Genomic DNA, 17,567 nt, shown 5'->3' with positions numbered 1-17,567 from the left:
TGTGACGGCATCGTCGTACGACGACGCCATCAGCCGCTACGACCCCGTCATCGGGCTCGAGGTTCACGTCGAACTCGGGACGGCCTCGAAGATGTTCTGCTCGTGCCCGACGACCTTCGGCGCCCCACCGAACACCCAGGTGTGCCCGACCTGTCTTGGACTGCCCGGTTCGATGCCGGCGTTGAACCGGACGGCAGTTGAGTCCACGATCCGGATCGGCCTTGCGCTGCACTGCGACATCGCGTCGTGGTGCCGGTTCGCCCGCAAGAACTACTTCTATCCGGACATGCCGAAGGACTACCAGGTCAGTCAGTACGACGAACCGTTGTGCTTCGACGGGTATCTGGACGTGCCGGTCCCGCTGCCCGACGGTGGCAGCACGGTCGTGCGGGTGGAGATCGAGCGCGTCCACATGGAGGAGGACACCGGCAAGCTCACGCATGCCGGCAGCCAGACCGGTCGCATCCACGGCGCCGAGTACTCCCTGGTCGACTACAACCGCGCCGGCATCCCGCTGATCGAGATCGTGACACGGCCGGTCCCGGGCACCGGCGCGTTGGCACCGACGGTCGCCCGGGCCTACGTGACCGAGTTGCGCGATCTGGTTCGCTCGCTGGGGGTTTCCGACGTCCGGATGCAGGAGGGCTCGCTGCGCTGCGACGCCAATGTGTCGTTGCGCACGGCGCCGTCGGAGCCGCTCGGGACTCGTACCGAGACCAAGAACGTCAACTCGCTGCGATCGGTCGAGCGCGCGGTCCGCCACGAGATCGAACGCCAGGCAGCCGTGCTGGACGCCGGCGGATCGGTACGCCAGGAGACGCGTCATTTCCACGAGAACGACGGCACGACCACGCCGGGACGCTCGAAGGAGCAGGCGGAGGATTACCGCTATTTCCCCGAGCCGGACCTGGTGCCCATCGCGCCGTCGCCGGAGTGGATCGCCCAGCTGCGTGAGTCGATGCCGGAGCCGGTATCGGTCAGACTCGCTCGGCTGCAACGTGACTGGGGGATGAGTGACGTCGAGATGCAGTGGGTCCGCGGCGCGGGTGCGGTTGACCTAATCGAGCAGACCGTGGCCGCCGGCGCCGACGCCGCGGCGGCGCGCAAGTGGTGGACTGGGGAGCTCGCCCGGATCGCCAACGAGCGCGGCCTGGAACTGCCCGGGCTGCCGGTGACGCCGGCCGACGTGGCCGCACTGGTGTCGTTGGTGGACTCCGGTCGCATCAACGACACGCTGGCGCGGCGCGTCCTGGAGGGAGTGCTCGCCGGCGAAGGGACACCGGAGGCCGTCGTCGATGCGCGCGGTCTCGCCGTGGTGTCCGACGACGACTCGCTACTGGCGGCGATCGACGAGGCGCTGGCGGCGCAACCGGATGTGGCAGAGAAGATCCGCGGTGGCAAGGTCCAGGCGGCCGGCGCCGTCGTCGGCGCAGTGATGAAGTCGACCCGCGGGCAGGCCGACGCTGCCCGGGTCCGCGAACTCGTGCTGCAGCGCCTCGGGGTCTCGTCCTGATCCGTCGCGCCGGCCGGCCGAACGCGCCGACTCAGGACAGCACGATCCGGACGATGCGGTCGTCGCCGGCGCGAGGCGAGCCACGCCCGTCGGTGTTGTTGGTGAGCACCCACAACGAGCCATCCGGTGCGGCCACCACGTCGCGCAGCCGCCCGAGTTGACCGTCGAACCACGCCACCGGATCGCCGACAGCGCGCCCGCCGTCCAGTCGCACCTGCCAGAGTCGTTGGCCGCGAAGCGAAGCCACCCAGGCGCTGCCGCGCAGTATGACGGTCCCACTCGGTGACGCGACGGCCGTGGGCGACCAGTGGGCCACCGGATCGGTGAAACGTCCCGCGCCACCGGGGCCTTCGACCACGGGCCAGCCGTAGTTCCCGCCGGCGGCCAGCAGGTTCAGTTCGTCGACGTCCCGGTTGCCGAACTCACTGGCGAACAGCCTGCCCTGCGGGTCGAACGCCAGACCCTGCACGTTGCGGTGACCGAGGGTGAAGACCGGTGAGCCGGGGAACGGGTTGCCCGGCGCCGGCTTGCCGTCGGCGGTGATCCGCAACACCTTGCCCGCCAACGAGTCGCGGTCCTGGGCGAGCGTTGCGCTACCGGTCTCGCCCGTCGCGACGTAGACCAGGCCGTCCGGTCCGAACGCGATCCGACCGCCGTTGTGGATGGTCCCTCGGGGTATCCCGCCGAGGACCCGCTGCTGAGCGCCGAGGGACGAGCCGTTCCAGGCGATCCGGTCGACCCGATTGCCGTCGTCGGCGGTGTAGTACACCAGGACGGACGACGGCGCGGGTCCCGGCGGTACGGCGATGCCCAGCAGGCCGCCCTCACCGCCGGGCCGCACGCCGGCCACCGTCCCGACGACGGTCACCGCTGCGGGGCCGCCGGCGGTGGCGGCGGAGATCCGTTTGACGCGAGCGCTGTCGCGCTCGGTCACCAGCGCCGAACCGTCGGGCAGGAACGCCAGGCCCCAGGGCGCGTCGAGACCGGTGGCGATGGTGCCGGCGAGCGAAGCCTGGGTGGCCGGCGGCGCTGCCACGGGCGGCGCAGCCGAGGAACTGCTCGCTCCCGGCGGCGTTGGGTCGATCGATGCCGGCGGCGGTGTGACACCCGACGGACCGCCGGCCGATTCCGAGGCGTCGCCGGCCGCCGGTGGGGCCGAGGAACATCCGGCCGCGGCGACGGCCAGCAGCGACGAACCCAGCACGATCGCGGCGAACGTGCGGCGGCGCGACCGGAAGGACCTCATTCGCCCAGTGTCGCCCGGCCACCGCGACCGCGCTCGTGCGCGTCGTGGCCGTCCCTGCCTGGCGAGCGGGGCCGCGACGCGGTGCCCGCGGGCCTCGCCCGGGGGCGAGTGGATCACCGCCCGTGCCCGAGGTGGCCCGCGGCGGTGGCCGTCTAGGCTCCGCGCATGACCGACGCTCCGGATCTCAAGCCGCACAGCCGAGCCGTCACCGACGGCATGGAGCGGGCGGCGGCCCGCGGGATGCTGCGGGCCGTCGGCCTCGGCGACGACGACTGGGAGAAGCCCCAGATCGGGATCGCGTCGTCGTGGAACGAGATCACCCCGTGCAACCTGTCGCTGGACCGGCTCGCGGTCGCGGCGAAGGAAGGCGTCCACACCGCCGGCGGCTACCCGCTACAGTTCGGGACGATCTCGGTCTCCGACGGCATCTCCATGGGACACGAGGGGATGCACTTCTCGCTGGTGTCGCGCGAGGTGATCGCCGACTCCGTCGAGACGGTCATGCGCGCCGAGCGCCTGGACGGGATGGTCAACTTCGCCGGCTGCGACAAGAGCCTGCCGGGCATGCTGATGGCCGCTGCCCGGCTCGATATCGCGTCGGTGTTCGTGTACGCCGGATCGACGCTGCCCGGCACTGTCGACGGCCGGGTCGTGACGATCATCGATGCCTTCGAGGCGGTCGGCGCGTGCGCGCGGGGGCTGATCGGCCGGGACGAGGTCGACCGCATCGAACGGGCGATCTGCCCGGGCGAAGGCGCCTGCGGCGGTATGTACACCGCGAACACGATGGCGTCGGCGGCCGAGGCGCTGGGTATGTCGCTGCCCGGGTCTGCCGCGCCGCCGGCGGTCGACCGGCGCCGCGACGGGTACGCCCGCCGCTCCGGTGAGGCCGTCGTGGAACTCCTGCGGCAGGGGATCACCGCCCGCGACATCATGACCCGCCCCGCCTTCCTCAACGCCATCGCCGTCGTCATGGCGCTGGGCGGTTCGACGAACGCGGTGCTGCACCTACTTGCGCTGGCACACGAGGCCGACGTGGACCTGGAGTTGGAGGACTTCCACCGGGTCGGCTCCCGAGTTCCCCTCTTGGCCGACGTGAAGCCCTTCGGCCGCTACGTGATGACCGACATCGACCGGGTCGGCGGGGTCCCGGTGGTGCTGCGTGCCCTGCTGGACGCCGGCCTGCTGGACGGCGACTGCCTGACCGTGACCGGCAAAACGATGGCGGAGAACCTGGCCGGGATCTCCCCGCCCGATCCCGACGGCGACATCCTCCACGCCACAACGCATCCGCTCGGTCAGGCCGGCGGCATCACCATCCTCGGCGGCTCGCTGGCCCCGGACGGCGCGGTGGTGAAGTCAGCCGGGATCCCGATCACCACCTTCGAGGGGACGGCGCGCGTCTTCGAACGCGAACGCGCCGCGATGGATGCGCTGGAGGACGGCACGATCCAGCCGGGCGACGTTGTGGTCATCCGGTACGAGGGCCCCAAGGGCGGCCCCGGGATGCGCGAGATGCTCATGATCACGGGGGCGATCAAGGGTGCCGGCTTGGGCAAGGACGTCATGCTCGTCACCGACGGCCGGTTCTCCGGTGGCAGTACGGGGCTGTGCATCGGCCACGTGGCTCCCGAAGCGGTCGACGGCGGGCCCATCGCGTTCGTCCGCGACGGCGACCGGATCCGCATCGACATCCCGGGTCGCAGCCTCGAGCTGCTGGTGCCGGACACCGAACTGGCCCGGCGCCGTGAAGGCTGGCAGCCGCTGCCGCCGACCTACTCGCGCGGCGTGCTGCACAAGTACGCCCGGCTGGTGGGATCGGCTGCGCGCGGTGCGGTGTGTGACTAGCCGCTGCCCGACAGGGGCGCCGGCTTGACATGACCGGGTCGGTACGACGACCCTTCGTGTCGTGCAGACCACACTGATCCTCGTACTCGGGCAGCGCGCCAGCTGACCTCGAGTGAGTTTGCGCGCACCCCTCGTCGCCTTCGGGCCGGGGGGTTTTTCGTTGCCCTGACCTGAACCACCGACGACGAGCAGGAACGAACCCCATGAGTGAGCAGATCACCGGAGCCGCGAGCCTCATCCGCTCGCTGGAAGCTGCCGGCGTCCAGACCGTGTTCGGGATTCCGGGCGGCGCGATCCTGCCGGCGTACGACCCGCTCATGGACTCGCAGCAGATCCGGCACATCCTGGTGCGCCACGAGCAGGGTGCCGGTCACGCCGCCGAGGGATACGCGCTGGCCACCGGACGGGTCGGGGTGTGCCTGGCCACCTCCGGTCCGGGCGCGACGAACCTGGTGACGCCGATCGCCGACGCGTACATGGACTCGGTGCCGATGGTCGCGGTCACCGGGCAGGTGGCGGCCCCGGCGATCGGTACCGACGCGTTCCAGGAAGCGGACATCCGCGGCATCACCATGCCGATCACCAAGCACAGCTACCTGGTGACCGATCCCACGGAGATCCCGCGGGCGGTCGCCGAGGCCTTCCACATCGCCGCCACCGGCCGGCCTGGTCCGGTGCTCGTCGACGTGTCGAAGGACGCGCTGCAGGCCATGACCACGTTCTCGTGGCCGACGCAGCTGGACCTGCCGGGGTATCGGCCGGTGACCCGGCCGCACTCCCGGCAGGTCCGCGACGCCGCGCGGCTGATCCTCGACTCGCGCCGGCCGGTGCTGTACGTCGGCGGGGGAGTGGTGAAGGCGGGAGCCAGCGCCGCGCTGCGCGGGTTGGTGGAACTCACCGGCATCCCGGTCGTCACGACCCTGATGGCGCGCGGCGCCTTCCCCGACAGCCATCCGCTGCACCTGGGTATGCCGGGGATGCACGGTTCCGCGAGTGCCGTCGGTGCGCTGCAGAAGGCCGACCTGCTGATCGCGCTCGGGACCCGGTTCGACGACCGGGTCACCGGCAAACTGTCGACGTTCGCCCCGGGCGCCAAGGTGATCCACGCCGATATCGATCCGGCCGAGATCTCCAAGAACCGGACCGCCGACATCCCGATCGTGGGCGACGTCGGCGAGGTCATCGCCGAACTGACCGCGCTGCTGCAGGCCGAGGCGGCGGCCGGACGGACCGGGGACTACGACGGCTGGCGCGCCGACGTCGCGCGGTGGAAGGGGACGTACCCGTTGGGCTACGAGACCCCGGCCGACGGTTCCGTTGCGCCGCAGTACGTCATCCAGCGGCTCGGCGCGCTGGCCGGGCCCGACGCGATCTTCGCCGCGGGTGTCGGGCAGCACCAGATGTGGGCCGCGCAGTTCATCGGGTACGAGCAGCCCGGCCGGTGGCTGAACTCCGGTGGCCTGGGCACCATGGGTTTCGCCGTACCGGCCGCCATGGGGGCCAAGGCCGGCCGTCCGGACGCGACGGTCTGGGCGATCGACGGCGACGGCTGTTTCCAGATGACCAACCAGGAACTGGCGACCTGCACCATCAACGACATCCCCATCAAGGTCGCGGTGATCAACAACTCGGCGCTGGGGATGGTCCGGCAGTGGCAGACGCTGTTCTACGACCAGCGGTACTCCAACACCGACCTGCACCACACCGGCCAGCAGCGCGGGACGCGGGTGCCGGACTTCGTCAAGCTGGCCGACGCCTACGGGGCGGTCGGCCTGCGCTGCGAGACGCCCGAGCAGGTGGACGAGACCATCGAGAAGGCCATGTCCATCAACGATGTCCCCGTCGTCGTGGACTTCGTCGTGCACAAGGATGCGATGGTCTGGCCGATGGTCGCCGCCGGTACCAGCAACGACGACATCAAGGTCGCGCGGGATCTCGCGCCCGTCTGGGACCGGGAGGTCTGAGCATGACCAGGCACACGCTGTCGGTGCTCGTCGAGGACAAGCCCGGCGTGCTGGCGCGCGTCGCCAGCCTGTTCTCACGGCGCTCGTTCAACATCGAGTCGCTGGCGGTCGGGCCGACCGAACTGCCCGAGGTGTCGCGGGTGACCATCGTGGTCAACGTCGACAACCTCCCGCTGGAACAGGTCACCAAACAGCTCAACAAACTCGTGAACGTACTCAAGATCGTGGAGCTGGAACGCGAAGCGTCGGTGCAGCGAGAGCTGGTGCTGGTGAAGGTCCGTGCCGAACTCGACCAGCGACCCCACGTGCTGGACATCGTCCGGTTGTTCCGGGCGCACGTCGTCGACGTCGGCACGGACGCGGTCACGATCGAGGCCACCGGCGGGCCGGACAAGGTCAGCGCGCTGCTGGCTGCCCTGGAACCGTTCGGCATCCGCGAGTTGGTGCAGTCCGGCGTCGTCGGCCTGGCCCGGGGCACCCGGTCCATGACCGACCGTGCCCTGCGCCCGGCTGATCGAACCGCGTAGCCTCAGCCCCGCCGCGCGGCCGGCCGACGACGACCAGCACGACCACGATCCGCAACGACGACAGCACTGAGACCAGCTCACCGGACAAGGAGACGCCGACGTGGCCACGCTCTACTACGACAACGACGCCGACCTGGCGGTCATCGCCGCCAAGAAGGTGGCCGTGCTCGGCTACGGCAGTCAGGGCCACGCACATGCGCTGTCGCTGCGCGATTCCGGCGTCGACGTGCGGGTCGGGCTGCCGGAAGGGTCGCGCAGTCGCGCCAAGGCCGAAGCCGAAGGCCTGCGGGTGGTCGACCCCGCGACGGCGTCCGCCGAGGCCGACGTGATCATGATCCTGGCCCCGGACCCGGTCCAGCGGCACCTCTACGCGGAGTCCGTGGCGCCCAACCTGTCCGACGGCAACGCGCTGTTCTTCGGTCACGGCTTCAACATCCGGTTCGGCTACATCAAGCCGCCTGCGGGTGTGGATGTGGCGATGGTCGCTCCCAAGGGCCCCGGCCATCTGGTCCGCCGGGAGTACGTCGCCGGCCGCGGCGTGCCGGTCATCGTGGCGGTGGAGCAGGACGCCACCGGTCAGGCGTGGCCGCTGGCGCTCAGCTACGCCAAGGGGATCGGCGGGCTGCGGGCCGGCGGTATCCAGACCACGTTCACCGAGGAGACCGAGACCGACCTGTTCGGCGAGCAGGCCGTGCTGTGCGGCGGCGTCTCCCAGCTGGTGCAGTACGGCTTCGAGGTCCTCACCGAGGCCGGCTACCAGCCGGAGGTGGCGTACTTCGAGTGCCTGCACGAACTCAAGCTCATCGTCGACCTGATGTACGAGGGCGGCATCGCCAAGCAGCGGTGGAGTGTGTCGGACACCGCTGAGTACGGCGACTACGTGTCGGGCCCGCGCGTCATCGACTCCCACGTCAAGGACAACATGCGGGCGGTGCTCGCCGACATCGTCAACGGGTCCTTCGCCGCGCGCTTCATCGCCGATCAGGACGCCGGGGCACCGGAGTTCGCCGCGCTGCGCGCCCGCGGCGAGCAGCACCCGATCGAGGCGACCGGCCGCGACCTGCGCAAGCTCATGGCCTGGGTCGACAGCGGCGACGACGACTACGTCGAGGGGACGGCGGCGCGCTGACGGTCGCATCGCTGACCGGCGGCGAGCACATGCTGGCGAACATCCGCGACCTCGGGGGCCTGCCGACCACCGGCGGAGAGCTGACCCGGTACGGCGTCCTGCTGCGCAGCGACGCGCCGGTCCTCGGCGACCCGGTGCCTGCCGAGCTGCCGACCTGGCCACCGGGGACGGTGGTGGACCTGCGCGGCGACACCGAGACCGCGGGGGTCAGCCACCCGCTGGACTCGCCGGACACCGTCGTGCTGCAGGTGCCGGTGCTGCGCGACGTGGCCCGTCCGCAGTACCCCGATACCGACCTCGACGTGACCAAGACCAACGAGGGCCTGCTCAGCGGCGAGCGGTACGTCCGCATGATCGCCGGACACCGGGCGCCTCGCTTCCTGCCGATCCTGACGGCCGCGGCCGATGCCGCCTCGCCGTTGCTGGTGCACTGCGCGGCCGGCAAGGATCGCACCGGCGTGGCGGTCGCGCTGCTGCTGCTGGCCGCGGGGGTGCAGCGTGAGGCGGTCGAGGTCGACTTCGTCCTCACCGAGCAGAACCTGCCCGGCATCGAGGCGCGGCTGCGGCTGCATTCCAAGGTGCCGTTGATCGGCGTGGACGAGCAGGGCAAGGTGCTGCCGCCCACCCTGGTCGCGATCCGCCGGCTGGTCGACGCGATCGAGGCGGTGGACGGCGGCATCGTCGGGTGGTGGACCGCGGCCGGAGCCTCGCCGGAGCTGCTGGACCGCTGGCGGTCGCGGTTCGTCGGCTAGCGGCCCGGCCGACGGCCGTCGGCGGTGATGAGGGCCGTCGGTAGGATGGCCCGGCTCGCCGCCGGACGTGATCCCGGCAGTACCCGCGCCGGGTGGATGCGAGTTCGCCGACAGCCGGCGAGAAGAGTTCCCCCGCCACCAGAGGTGTCCTGTGAGCAAGCCTGTCGTCCTCATCGCCGAAGAGCTCTCCGGCGCCACCGTGGCGGCGCTGGGTCCGGAGTTCGAGATTCGCTACTGCGACGGCGCTGACCGTACGGCGCTGCTCGCGGCGATCGCCGACGTCGACGCGATCCTGGTGCGGTCGGCGACGAAGGTGGACGCCGAGGCCATCGCCGCGGCCCGGCAGCTGAAGGTCGTGGCCCGCGCCGGCGTCGGTCTGGACAACGTCGACGTCAAGGCCGCCACCCAGGCCGGCGTGATGGTCGTCAACGCGCCCACGTCGAACATCGTGAGCGCGGCCGAGCTGGCCGTCGGACTGCTGCTGGCCAGCGCTCGCAACATCTCCCCGGCGCATCAGGCGCTGCGCCACGGGGAATGGAAGCGTTCCAAGTACACCGGGGTCGAGCTCGCGGACAAGGTCGTCGGCGTCGTCGGGCTGGGCCGGATCGGCATCCTGGTCGCGCAGCGGCTCTCGGCGTTCGGTGTCACGCTGATCGCCTACGACCCGTTCGTGCAGCCGGCCCGCGCCGCGCAGATCGGCGTACGCATGGTTCCCCTTGAGGAGTTGTTGCGCGACAGCGACTTCATCACCGTCCACCTGCCGAAGACGCCGGAGACGGTGGGCCTGATCGGTGCCGAGGCGTTGAAGACGGTGAAGCCGACGGTCCGGGTGATCAACGCCGCGCGCGGTGGCATCGTCGACGAGACCGCGTTGTACGAGGCGCTCAGGGACGGCCGGGTGGCCGGTGCCGGGCTGGACGTGTTCGCCACGGAGCCGTGCACGGACTCCCCGCTGTTCACCCTCGACAACGTCGTGGCCACCCCGCACCTGGGTGCGTCGACCGACGAGGCGCAGGAGAAGGCCGGGATCGCGGTGGCCCGCTCGGTACGGCTGGCCCTGGCCGGCGAACTGGTTCCCGATGCGGTCAACGTCCGCGGCGGCACGATCGCCGAGGACGTCCGCCCGGGCCTGGCGCTGTCGGAGAAGCTCGGCCAGATCGCGGCTGCGCTGGCGGCGGCGCCGGTCGCCGGGATCGAGGTCGAGGTTCGCGGCGAGATCGCCTCGCAGGACGTCAAGATCCTGGAACTGTCGGCCACCAAGGGCGTCTTCGCGGCGCTGGTGGACGAGCCGGTCTCCTACGTCAACGCCCCGGTCATCGCGGCCGAGCGCGGCGTGAGCGTGTCGCTGGTGACCGACCCGGAGAGCCCGGACTACCGCAACGTGGTACGCGTCCGGCTGACGCTCACCGACGGTCAGGCGGTGTCCGTCGCGGGGACGGTGACCGGTCCGCGAGGCGTGGAGCGGATCGTCGAAGTCGACGGTTTCGGCGTGGACGTGCCGATCAGCGCGCACCTGGCGTTCTTCCGGTACGTCGACCGCCCGGGCGTCGTCGGCATCGCCGGGCGCGTCCTGGGCGACGCCGGCATCAACATCGCCGGCATGCAGGTCAGTCGTGACGAGGCCGGCGGCCAGGCGCTCATCGCGCTCACCGTCGACACCGCGGTGCCCGCCGAGGTGCTCTCGGCCATCAGCGGCGCCATCGGCGCCGACTCCGGCCGCACGGTGGACCTGGCCGACTAGGCCTGTCGATCCCGGACACGGATAGCCCGGTGCCGCTCGCCGGGCTGCCCGCGGGCACCTTGACCGGTGGTGGTCGCGACGCTACGTTCCGATTGATCAATGGCGTCCTGATCGCCTGAGGCTGTCGCCTGTCAGGGCGTTCCGGTTGATCGGGGGCGTTCCGCTTGGTCCACGGTCGGGGGCGGAAGTGAGGGACGGGTCCATGCCCATCACGTATCTGGATCCGGACGCCGGGCCGCCGCACGAGACGCACGAGTACCAGCTCCGACTGGCCGGCGACGGGGCAGTCCGGATCGGGTTGCTGGCGAACGGGTTCCCCGACTCGACCGCGTTCCTGCAGGAGGTCCAAGCCGCGATCGGCGCACACCAGCCGGACGCGTCCTTCGTGCTCTACACCAAGCCCCGGCTCGGGACGTCGCTCACCCCCGACGAGATCGGGCAGCATTTCGGTGACTGCGACGCGCTCGTCGTCGCGATCGGGCACTGCGGATCGTGTACGGCGGCGTCCACGCGCGACGCGGTCACCATCGCCGGCTACGGGTTGCCCGTCGTCCTGCTGGTCACCGAGGTGTTTCATCCGTTGGCGGCGCAGGTCGCGTTCTCGCTCGGTCTCACCGGATTGCCGCAGGTCGTCCTGCCGCACCCGCTGGCAGGGACCGGGCTGGAGAACCTGCGCGTGGTCGCCACCAAGTTCAGCCCGGAGATTCTGTCCGATCTGCGTGGGCTGGCCGCGTGAGCGGGGCTCGACAGCTGCAGGCAGCCGACGAGGCTGCCGCCCAGGACGCCTTGCAGGAGCACGGGCTCACCGACGGCCTGCCGGTCGTCGTACCGACGCCGGCGCGGGTGGAGCAGCTCATCCAGGCCGGCGGCCTGGATGCCGAGTTCGTCCTCGGTGAGATCGGGCCGCGGCTCGGCGTCGCGACCATCGAGAAGGTCGCGATCAACGCCGTGATGGCCGGCTGTCTGCCCGAGCACTTTCCGGTGGTGATCGCCGCGGTCCGGGCAGTCACCCGCCCGGAGTTCGACCTCACCGAGTTGCAGGCGACCACGCACAACGTGGCCCCGCTCATCATCGTGAACGGACCGGCCCGGATCGACTGTGGCCCCATCGCCAGCGGCGTCGGCGCGCTCGGTGCCGGCTTCCGGGCCAACGCCACCATCGGCCGGGCGCTGCGGTTGTGCCTGCTCAACCTCGGTGGCGCCCGGCCCGGGGTCGGCGACATGGCGATCATGGGACAGCCTGGCAAGTTCAGCTACTGCCTCGCCGAAGCCGAGGAGCACAGCCCGTTCCCGCCGTTGCACACCACCCGCGGCTGTGCTGCCGAGGACAGCGCGGTGACCGTGGTCGGGGCCGAGGCACCCCACTCGGTCCTGGTGGCGATCGGCACCACCCATTCCGACCTCCCCTTCGCCGACCGTTGGCTGCGGACGGTCAGCGCCGCGCTGGCCAGTCCCGCCTCGAACAACAGCCAACACGAGGCGGGCACCGTGACCGTCGTGCTGAACCCGGCTCACGCGCAGCCGATGGCGGAGGCCGGCTATACGCGAGAACAGCTCCAAGCGGAACTGTTCTCGCGCACCTGGCGGACCGCGGAGGAACTCGCGTACTACACCGGGGCGACGTACCCGCCCGGCAGTCGCTTCAACGTCGTCAAGGAGCCCGCTGACATCCTGCTGCTGGTCGCCGGTGACAGCGGGAACTACACCTACCTGATGCCGAGCGCGGGTCCGCTGGGCAGCCACTTCAACCGGCCGGTCACCCAGCGCCTGGTCGACCAGACCTGCGAATTGCCCGCGCCGTCGGTCTAGCGGACCTGCGAATTGCCCGCGCCGTCGGTCTGGCGACGCGCGCCGTGGGTCCAGCGGAACCGCGCCGCCGGCCTCGCTGACGTCACGGAACTAGAGTCGACTGTCGGGCCCGCTGAACCGGGCGCTATCGCTGCGCCCGGTTCACCGCACTGATGATCGCCTTCAGCGACGCGGTCGTGATCGACGGATCGATCCCGACGCCCCACAGGCTCTGTCCGGCGACGGTGCATTCCAGGTACGCCGCTGCCGTCGCGTCACCGCCGGCGGCCAGCGCGTGCTCGTGGTAGTCCAGCACGCGGACGTCGAGGCCGTGTCCGGCCAGCGCGTCGCAGAACGCGGCGATCGGTCCGTTGCCGACACCGCGCAGCGCGACCTCGACCCCGCGATCGACCACCACGACGTCCACGGTGGTGTCGCCGTCGACCGCGGAGTCCTGCCGGACCGACCGCAATGCGAGCCGTCCCCACGGGGCGGTCGGGTTGGGCAGGTACTCGTCGGTGAAGTACTCCCACATCTGGTCCGGCGACACCTCGCCGCCCTCGGCATCGGTGACCCGTTGCACCACACCGGAGAACTCGATCTGCAGCCGGCGTGGCAGTTCCAGCGAATGCTCGGTGCGCATGATGTAGGCGACGCCACCCTTGCCGGACTGCGAGTTGACCCGGATCACCGCTTCGTACGTGCGACCGACGTCCTTGGGGTCGATCGGCAGGTACGGCACCTCCCACGGGTGCTCGGCCACGTCGTGTCCGGCCTGTTCGGCCTCGTCGGCCAGCGCTCGCAGCCCCTTGTTGATCGCGTCCTGGTGCGATCCGGAGAACGCGGTGTACACCAGGTCGCCGCCGTACGGATGCCGCTCGTGGACCGGGATCTGGTTGCAGTACTCGACGGTGCGACGGATCTCGTCGATGTCGGAGAAGTCGATCTGCGGGTCGATGCCCTGGCTCATCAGGTTCAGGCCCAGCGTGACCAGGCAGACGTTGCCGGTCCGCTCGCCGTTGCCGAACAGGCATCCCTCGATGCGATCCGCGCCGGCCATGTACCCCAGTTCCGACGCGGCCACCGCCGTACCGCGGTCGTTGTGGGGGTGCAGTGACAGCACCACGGAGTCGCGGCGCGACAGGTGCCGGTTCATCCACTCGATCTGGTCGGCATACACGTTCGGGGTGGCCATCTCGACCGTCGCGGGCAGGTTGAGGATCACCTTGCGATCCGGCGTGGGCTGCCACACCTCGTTGACCGCGTCGCAGATCTCGACCGCGTACTCCAGCTCGGTCCCGGTGAACGACTCCGGGGAGTACTCGAAGAACACGTCGGTCTCGTGCGCGATCTGCTCGGCAAACTTCGCCACCAGCTGTGCGCCGTGCACGGCGATCTCGGTGATGCCCTGCCGGTCCAGGCCGAATACGACGCGCCGCTGCAGCGTCGACGTCGAGTTGTACAGGTGGACGATGGCCTGCCGGGCGCCGCGGATCGACTCGTACGTCCGCTCGATCAGGTGCTCGCGGGACTGCGTGAGGACCTGGATCACCACGTCGTCGGGGATGGCGTCGGTCTCGATCAGCTCACGGACGAAGTCGAAGTCGGTCTGACTGGCCGACGGGAACCCGACCTCGATCTCCTTGTAGCCCATGCGGACCAGCAGGTCGAACATCCGCCGCTTGCGGTCCGGGGTCATCGGGTCGATCAGGGCCTGGTTGCCGTCGCGCAGGTCGACCGCGCACCAGCGCGGCGGCTTCGTGATGACGGCATCCGGCCAGGTCCGGTCGGTCAACCGAACAGGAGTGAAAGGACGGTAGCGCTGCCAGGCCATGCTCGAGGGCTGCTGGGGGTTGCGCTGCGGTGTGGGGGGCGTTGCGGTGCTGCTCACAGGGGGTCTCCGGTCGACATCGCGGTCGTGGACCGGCACGCCAGGACACCCCGCGACGGGGAGGCCGGTCGAATCAGGCCCCGCCGCGGCGGCCGAGAAGCAGGCGCGCAGACGACATAGTGCGGCAAGGATAGCAGCGAAATGCCGACCGCTCGCGCTCGCCGACCTGCCCACGCCGGGCGGCCGCCGTCCCGGGCGCCTGCGGCAGCGCGGCGGACCGGTTACGCCGTCCGCGTCGTGGTGCCGGACATGTGGGTGACCGGATCGCTACGGTCTGTCGCGAGGCCCCTCGCCCGAGGGGCGACCAGGAGGCATCCGCCGTGAGCACCCCGACCCCGCCGCCCGCTGCTCCGCTGCCGCCGCCCGGCGGTTACGGCGCACCGGTACCGGTGTTCCCCAATGGCAAGCCGATGCTCGACGCCGCAGGCAACCCCGTATCGGAGAAGTCCCGGCTCGCAGCCGCGCTGCTGGCCTGGTTCCTGGGCGTCCTGGGTATCCACCGCTTCTACGTCGGCAAGGTCGGCACGGCCATCCTCATGATCGTGACGCTCGGCGGCCTGGGCATCTGGGTGCTCGTCGACTTCATCATGATCTTGATCGGCTCGTTCCGCGACAAGGAAGGCAAGGCCCTGCAGAACTGGTAGCGGCTGGCCGATCGGGGAAACTCGCCGTCCTTCCCGCGAGTTTCCCCGATTCGCCGGTTCGGCCGGTTCCCCCCGTCTCCACGGAACTGCGTCCGTATGCCGAGACGAGGATGTCGAGGCGTGGACGGCGGCGTACGCTGCCGGCCATGTCCCGCTCCCTGCGTCTGGCAGTCATTCCCGGCGACGGCATCGGTGTGGAGGTGGTCGGCGAGGCCCTGAAGGTGCTGGCCGCCGCCGCGCCGGCCGACGACCTCGCCGTCGCCACGCAGGAGTACGACCTGGGGGCGCGGCGCTACAACGCCACAGGCGAGACGTTGCCGGACACCGTGCTCGAGGAACTGCGCGGCCACGACGCGATCCTGTTGGGCGCCATCGGCGATCCGAGTGTGCCGCCGGGCGTGCTGGAGCGCGGCGTGCTGTTGCCGTTGCGGTTCGCGCTGGATCACCACGTGAACCTCCGGCCGGTCAAGCTGTACCCCGGTGTCGCGACGCCGCTGGCAGGCAAGGGCGTCGAGGACATCGACTTCGTGGTGTGCCGTGAGGGGACCGAGGGTCCGTACGTCGGTGCCGGTGGAACGCTGCGGCGCGGCACCCCGCACGAGGTGGCCACCGAAGAGAGCCTCAACACCGCGTTCGGCGTGGAGCGCATCGTCCGTGATGCCTTCCAGCGGGCCACGAAGCGCCGGCGCAAGGTCACGCTGGTGCACAAGACCAACGTGCTGGTGTACGCCGGTTCGCTGTGGCAGCGGACCTTCGACCGCGTCGCGGCGGAGTTTCCCGACGTCACCACCGACTACTGCCACGTCGACGCGGCGGCGATGTTCTTCCTCACCGCTCCGGAGCGTTTCGACGTCGTCGTCACCGACAACCTGTTCGGCGACATCCTCACCGACATCGGCGCGGCGATCACCGGGGGCATCGGCCTGGCCGCCAGCGGCAATCTCGACGTCAGCCGCACCAACCCGTCGATGTTCGAGCCGGTGCACGGCTCGGCCCCCGATATCGCCGGGACCGGTCAGGCGGACCCCACCGCGACGGTGCTGTCGCTGGCGATGCTGCTGGACCACGTCGGGGCGTCGAAGGCGGCGGATCGTGTGCAGGCCGCCGTTTCCGCGGACCTGTCCGGCCGGCAGGGCAACGGGGCCCGCTCGACCGCCCAGATCGGCGATGCCTTGGCAACCGCAGTAGCCGGCTGACCCGGGACGCCGGCGGATCGCCGAGGCGAACGCCGCCCCCGGGTCGTGCGCTCCACCGAATCCGTGCTGAGCCGAAGGGGTAGCGTCCGACCATGACCACGACCTCCCACGCCGAGGCATTCGCGCTGCACCGCAATCCCGCGCCGCTGCCGGTGGCCGAGCGGGCCGCGATCCTCGCCGACCCCGGTTTCGGCCGGACCTTCACCGACCACATGGCGCGGGTGCGCTGGGACGCCGACCGCGGCTGGCACGACCCCGAGCTGGTGCCGTACGGCCCGCTCACCATCGACCCAGCGACCAACGTCATCCACTACGGGCAGTCCATCTTCGAAGGACTCAAGGCCTACCGGCACGCCGACGGGACGGTGAAGACCTTCCGGCCCTGGGCCAATGCCGCCCGCTTCGCCAAGTCCGCCCGGCGGCTGGCGATGCCGGAACTGCCCGAAGAACTGTTCCTGGGATCGCTGCAGGCGCTCGTCGGCGTGGATTCCGCCTGGGTCCCCGCCGATGCCGAACGGTCGCTGTACCTGCGGCCGTTCATGTTCGCGACCGAGGTCGGTCTGGGCGTTCGGCCGGCCAACGCCTACGACTATCTGCTCATCGCGTCGCCGGCCGGCGCGTACTTCGCCGGCGGGGTGCATCCGGTGTCGGTGTGGCTGTGCGACGACTACGTGCGCGCGGCCCCCGGCGGGACCGGCGAGGCCAAGTGCGCCGGCAACTACGCGGCCTCGTTGATCGCCCAGGCGGAGGCGATCGAGCAGGGGTGCGACCAGGTGGTCTGGCTGGATGCCGCCGAGCACCGATGGGTCGAGGAGATGGGGGGCATGAACCTCTTCTTCGTCTACGGCAGCGGTCGCGACGCCCGGGTGGTGACCCCGGCGCTGACCGGCGCCCTGCTCGAAGGCGTGACCCGCTCGTCCTTGCTCACCCTGGCCGCCGATCTGGGCTACGGCGTCGAGGAGGCACGCGTCAGCGTCGAGGAGTGGCGCGCGGGCAACGCCAGCGGGCAGCTCACCGAGGTGTTCGCGTGCGGGACCGCCGCGGTGATCACGCCGGTCGGGCACGTTAAGAGCCGCGACGCCCAGTGGTCGATCTCCGGCGGGACGGCCGGGCCGATCACCTTGCAGCTGCGCGAGGCGCTGCTGGACATCCAGACCGGGGCCGCGGCAGATCCGCACGGCTGGATGTATCCACTCGGGTAGGCGTGTGGCACACTGCCACGGTGACCTGCGCCACCCGCCTGATTATTGGACTGCGCGTCGACTGAGTTCCCCGTCGACGCGCCAACCCCCTACGCCACCCCGGCGAGGGGGTTTTTCGTTGCCCGG

Annotated in this window: 14 protein-coding genes; 12 read left to right on the top strand and 2 right to left on the bottom strand. The window is 70.7% G+C overall.

The window, feature by feature from the left end:
• The first annotated feature begins 1 nt into the window (after nt 1).
• A complete protein-coding gene (gene gatB, locus EPO13_02080; GenBank protein TAK70803.1) occupies nt 2-1,513 on the top strand; it encodes an Asp-tRNA(Asn)/Glu-tRNA(Gln) amidotransferase subunit GatB in 1,512 nt (503 codons plus the stop codon).
• 31 nt (nt 1,514-1,544) lie between these two features.
• On the opposite strand, the gene EPO13_02075 is transcribed toward gatB, so the two are convergent.
• Nucleotides 1,545-2,759 (bottom strand): PQQ-dependent sugar dehydrogenase, encoded by a 1,215-nt coding sequence (locus tag EPO13_02075; protein TAK70677.1) that lies wholly within the window; start codon nt 2,757-2,759, stop codon nt 1,545-1,547.
• Nucleotides 2,760-2,924: 165 nt separating this feature from the next.
• On the opposite strand from EPO13_02075, the gene ilvD reads away from it, so the two are divergent.
• From ilvD to EPO13_02035, 8 genes are all read left to right on the top strand, one after another.
• Nucleotides 2,925-4,607, top strand: coding sequence for a dihydroxy-acid dehydratase (ilvD, locus tag EPO13_02070; GenBank protein ID TAK70676.1), 1,683 nt, complete (start codon nt 2,925-2,927; stop codon nt 4,605-4,607).
• A gap of 203 nt (nt 4,608-4,810) precedes the next feature.
• Nucleotides 4,811-6,571: an acetolactate synthase large subunit gene (locus tag EPO13_02065; protein TAK70675.1), complete on the top strand. Its 1,761-nt coding sequence runs from the start codon at nt 4,811-4,813 to the stop codon at nt 6,569-6,571.
• A 2-nt stretch (nt 6,572-6,573) separates the two neighbouring features.
• Complete coding sequence (gene ilvN, locus EPO13_02060; protein ID TAK70674.1) at nt 6,574-7,098, top strand: acetolactate synthase small subunit; 525 nt, start codon at nt 6,574-6,576, stop codon at nt 7,096-7,098.
• 100 nt (nt 7,099-7,198) lie between these two features.
• Nucleotides 7,199-8,227, top strand: coding sequence for a ketol-acid reductoisomerase (gene ilvC / locus EPO13_02055; GenBank protein TAK70673.1), 1,029 nt, complete (start codon nt 7,199-7,201; stop codon nt 8,225-8,227).
• Nucleotides 8,228-8,256: 29 nt separating this feature from the next.
• Nucleotides 8,257-8,979, top strand: coding sequence for a tyrosine-protein phosphatase (locus tag EPO13_02050; protein ID TAK70672.1), 723 nt, complete (start codon nt 8,257-8,259; stop codon nt 8,977-8,979).
• 151 nt (nt 8,980-9,130) lie between these two features.
• Nucleotides 9,131-10,720, top strand: a complete 1,590-nt coding sequence (locus EPO13_02045) for a phosphoglycerate dehydrogenase (GenBank protein ID TAK70671.1) — start codon at nt 9,131-9,133, stop codon at nt 10,718-10,720.
• Between the two features lie 202 nt (nt 10,721-10,922).
• Entirely contained in the window at nt 10,923-11,456 is a 534-nt protein-coding gene (locus EPO13_02040; protein ID TAK70670.1) for a hypothetical protein, read from the top strand.
• 14 nt (nt 11,457-11,470) lie between these two features.
• A complete protein-coding gene (locus EPO13_02035; protein ID TAK70802.1) occupies nt 11,471-12,529 on the top strand; it encodes a hypothetical protein in 1,059 nt (352 codons plus the stop codon).
• 124 nt (nt 12,530-12,653) lie between these two features.
• On the opposite strand, the gene leuA is transcribed toward EPO13_02035, so the two are convergent.
• A complete protein-coding gene (gene leuA, locus EPO13_02030; protein TAK70801.1) occupies nt 12,654-14,342 on the bottom strand; it encodes a 2-isopropylmalate synthase in 1,689 nt (562 codons plus the stop codon).
• Between the two features lie 467 nt (nt 14,343-14,809).
• Here leuA and EPO13_02025 point away from each other — a divergent pair, with 467 nt between their 5' ends.
• From EPO13_02025 to EPO13_02015, 3 genes are all read left to right on the top strand, one after another.
• Nucleotides 14,810-15,043 (top strand): TM2 domain-containing protein, encoded by a 234-nt coding sequence (locus tag EPO13_02025; protein ID TAK70800.1) that lies wholly within the window; start codon nt 14,810-14,812, stop codon nt 15,041-15,043.
• A gap of 146 nt (nt 15,044-15,189) precedes the next feature.
• A complete protein-coding gene (locus EPO13_02020) occupies nt 15,190-16,239 on the top strand; it encodes a 3-isopropylmalate dehydrogenase (GenBank protein TAK70669.1) in 1,050 nt (349 codons plus the stop codon).
• 92 nt (nt 16,240-16,331) lie between these two features.
• Nucleotides 16,332-17,441: a branched-chain amino acid aminotransferase gene (locus EPO13_02015; protein ID TAK70668.1), complete on the top strand. Its 1,110-nt coding sequence runs from the start codon at nt 16,332-16,334 to the stop codon at nt 17,439-17,441.
• Nucleotides 17,442-17,567: the final 126 nt, after the last annotated feature.

Source organism: Actinomycetota bacterium, from assembly GCA_004297305.1.
Taxonomy (GTDB): domain Bacteria; phylum Actinomycetota; class Actinomycetes; order S36-B12; family FW305-bin1; genus FW305-bin1.
Note: the sequence above shows the minus strand (reverse complement) of the source record. Positions and strands in the feature narration are given on the sequence as shown.

What these genes read in the sequence shown, in the direction of transcription:
- EPO13_02050 (TAK70672.1), top strand. Translation starts at nt 8,257, where the DNA reads ATGCTGGCGAACATCCGCGACCTCGGGGGCCTGCCGACCACCGGCGGA.
- ilvN (TAK70674.1), top strand. Translation starts at nt 6,574, where the DNA reads ATGACCAGGCACACGCTGTCGGTGCTCGTCGAGGACAAGCCCGGCGTG.
- EPO13_02025 (TAK70800.1), top strand. Translation starts at nt 14,810, where the DNA reads ATGCTCGACGCCGCAGGCAACCCCGTATCGGAGAAGTCCCGGCTCGCA.
- ilvD (TAK70676.1), top strand. Translation starts at nt 2,925, where the DNA reads ATGACCGACGCTCCGGATCTCAAGCCGCACAGCCGAGCCGTCACCGAC.
- EPO13_02065 (TAK70675.1), top strand. Translation starts at nt 4,811, where the DNA reads ATGAGTGAGCAGATCACCGGAGCCGCGAGCCTCATCCGCTCGCTGGAA.
- EPO13_02040 (TAK70670.1), top strand. Translation starts at nt 10,923, where the DNA reads ATGCCCATCACGTATCTGGATCCGGACGCCGGGCCGCCGCACGAGACG.
- EPO13_02015 (TAK70668.1), top strand. Translation starts at nt 16,332, where the DNA reads ATGACCACGACCTCCCACGCCGAGGCATTCGCGCTGCACCGCAATCCC.
- EPO13_02075 (TAK70677.1), bottom strand. Translation starts at nt 2,759, where the DNA reads ATGAGGTCCTTCCGGTCGCGCCGCCGCACGTTCGCCGCGATCGTGCTG.
- EPO13_02020 (TAK70669.1), top strand. Translation starts at nt 15,190, where the DNA reads ATGTCCCGCTCCCTGCGTCTGGCAGTCATTCCCGGCGACGGCATCGGT.
- leuA (TAK70801.1), bottom strand. Translation starts at nt 14,342, where the DNA reads ATGGCCTGGCAGCGCTACCGTCCTTTCACTCCTGTTCGGTTGACCGAC.